Genomic DNA, 2,665 nt, shown 5'->3' on the forward strand with positions numbered 1-2,665 from the left:
TCAGGGACTTTTGCAAATTTAATCGACTGAAAATTAAGTGTTTAACAGCATAAATTTAATTTTTGTCATCTACTAAAGAGAGCTGATGAAAGGGAAGAGTTTGCCGTTCAAGTCATCGCATCCGGCATATTTCTCAACCAATGCTTTGGCGCGGTTATTAAGTGGCACTCTTACAACTTGCGGACGCTCTCCCTTTGTCTTTTGAGGCATATATTCTATGGCATCGTTGATAATGCTTGCCGGAGTCATCGCCATCAGGTCAGAAACTCGGCATCCGATCAAGCACTGAAAGATAAAAATATCACGCTGAATTTCCAATGCCGGATTTGCAGACATATCAAAGTCGGCAATGCGGTCTCGTTCTTCGATTGTGATATAGTAAGGAGTGCCATAAACCTCGGTAGTCTTACCGTTATATTTGGCAAACGGATCATTGGTGGTAAGTTCTTGTTCACGACACCACCGATAGAATGCCCTCATCAGTCCGAACAGTCCAATAATGGTATTATCCCCTTTGGGTTGAGGTTTCGGTTTCTTACGTGTGGTATGGGTGTCAGCAGGGACAACCTGATATATCTCCGGATATTTCTCGCTTATCTTATGCTCAGAGCGCAGAAACTTCTCGAAACTGTTGACATCATCGACTGTAAAGTCATCAAGTTTGATTTTATAGCGACCACGCCCATTTGCCCGGACATACAACTCGTATCGCATCAGTGCGCGTTTCAAGACTCGCAAGTACTTGATGCGCCACTCCGAAATATTTTTCTTTGCGATGTAATCTTCAAATATGTCGAAGAAGTTAGGCTCACGCGGTTGCCGTTTCTGCTTTTCCGGTTTCGGATGCAGAAACAAGTCATACTGAACAACAACGAAATCCTTTGTCAGCGTATCGGATGGTGTTTTCTCGCAGAGATTGATAAGGAACCGCTCAATGTCGATCAGCCTGTCCTCTATCGCACGAATTTCGGCGCGTGCCGTCGGGTCTTTGGGTAAGGAGAATGTTCCATTGTCAAAGCGCGAGGGATCCATCCAAAGCCTAGTCTTCAGGCGGACTACAAGATTGCGCGATACAGAAAGACGCAGCAGAAGCTCCGCCTTCCCCATAGGGTTGGTACCCTTCGTGATATTACGAGTGAGTGTTGCCATAGGAGAGTGATTATTATTTCCAACACAAAATTAGTCAATACGGCTGACATACACAATAGCTTTCGTGTCAACGCCGTGTCAACCAAGATTGGATTTAACTAAATCAAGATAGATTTTTCAAATTAGCCAAAATCATCCAAATTACGCTAATATAATCGAATACAGTGGATTATGGCAATGTCAAGAATTTAATCAAATTTCATCTCAGTCTAACATGATCTAATATTCGTGCTCCTGTTCTGGGCACCACAAAAGCGACTTAACAAAGTGAACATCACCAAGTTAAGTCGCTTCTTTTATTTTCTACAGGCAAATTACAGGCAAAATTCAAATATTCTGCGTAACTTTTGCCCGCCGATACGCATAGACGGTATTAGAGAGTAAGCCTACTCTTCCTCGTAATAATATGAGTAGTTGATTCCTTTCATAAACATCTCGCGGTCATTGATCTTGTCGGTCAGCGCACCTTTCAGCAAGGCTTTGATATGGGTTGAGTCAATAACGCTTTCTCTCATCGCTGTAAGATATTCATTCTTATCAATCCGGCTCCAGTCTACGCACAGTTTCAGCGAGCGACGGTGCATCAGGTCGAGCCAGATGCGCGTGCTGCGTCCGTTCCCTTCCATAAACGGATGTATCACGTTCATCTCGACATATTTGTCGGCAATTTCGTCAAGCGATGTTTCCGGCATACATTCGATAGTCGGAATGATGGTCTGGAAATGTAGACAGTTGGCAAAAGTGAAACCGCCCTTCGATATATTCTTGTTTCTTATCTGTCCTGCAAACCCATATAGACCGCCGAACAAGTAGGCGTGAATCTGTTGCAGACATTTCATGCTCCTCGGTTCAAGCGAATTCAGCAACCCGCTTTCAAACAGAGTATATGCCTTCTTGCGGCTCTGACCATCGATAGTATTGTCGCTATAGGTAAACCAGTCGAGGAGCCCGCTCGCCCGGTTGTTTGGATAATGCTTGGCAAGAAGAATAATATCCTCAGCCGACAGCGCATCGCTGTTGTATTGCTTACCGTCAGCAGCGACAATTTTCAGTTTGTGAGTGCCACTCACGAACTGAACGCCATCCTGTTTCAGCTTGCGTTTAAGCCAACGCCAATAATTACCTGCCTTCGTATAGTCAGGCTCATCATTGATAGCACGAACAACGTCAGTAGCCGAGTACCACCAGCAGTTGTTCTCGTCATCCCAGACCGCCCTCACCTCGCGGTCATTGAAAAAACCGTATCGACTTCTTACTCATTGTCCGTAACCAGTTTTATAGACCTCAATTCTTTAGCAAGAGATGGACGGAATCGATATTCCTGCAGTAAAAATTCGACAATCTCCTTTTGCGTTTTTGCATACCCAAGTTCTGACAACGATTCCAAATCTGCCCTAAAATATGAGTACTTCGATGAATTGACCTTTTTCTTTGGAGGAAAACGGTCGGCAGCGTATGCACGGACTGTACGGATTAGGATCGCCTGCATTTCTTCAAAATGAGTCTGACGCAATGC

At 44.4% G+C, this 2,665-nt stretch carries 3 protein-coding genes; all 3 read right to left on the reverse strand.

The window, feature by feature from the left end; all coding sequences use genetic code 11:
- Positions 1 to 72: 72 nt before the first annotated feature.
- Positions 73 to 1,149: a phage integrase SAM-like domain-containing protein gene (locus tag JX312_RS11935; protein WP_204458128.1), complete on the reverse strand. Its 1,077-nt coding sequence runs from the start codon at positions 1,147 to 1,149 to the stop codon at positions 73 to 75.
- A gap of 386 nt (positions 1,150 to 1,535) precedes the next feature.
- Positions 1,536 to 2,369: a protein adenylyltransferase Fic gene (fic, locus tag JX312_RS11940; RefSeq protein WP_204458129.1), complete on the reverse strand. Its 834-nt coding sequence runs from the start codon at positions 2,367 to 2,369 to the stop codon at positions 1,536 to 1,538.
- Between the two features lie 32 nt (positions 2,370 to 2,401).
- Positions 2,402 to 2,665 (reverse strand): hypothetical protein (locus tag JX312_RS11945; protein ID WP_204458130.1); only part of this gene is annotated, 264 nt, incomplete at its 5' end.

It is taken from the genome of Barnesiella sp. CU968 (assembly GCF_905219685.1).
Lineage (GTDB): Bacteria > Bacteroidota > Bacteroidia > Bacteroidales > Muribaculaceae > Lepagella > Lepagella muris_A.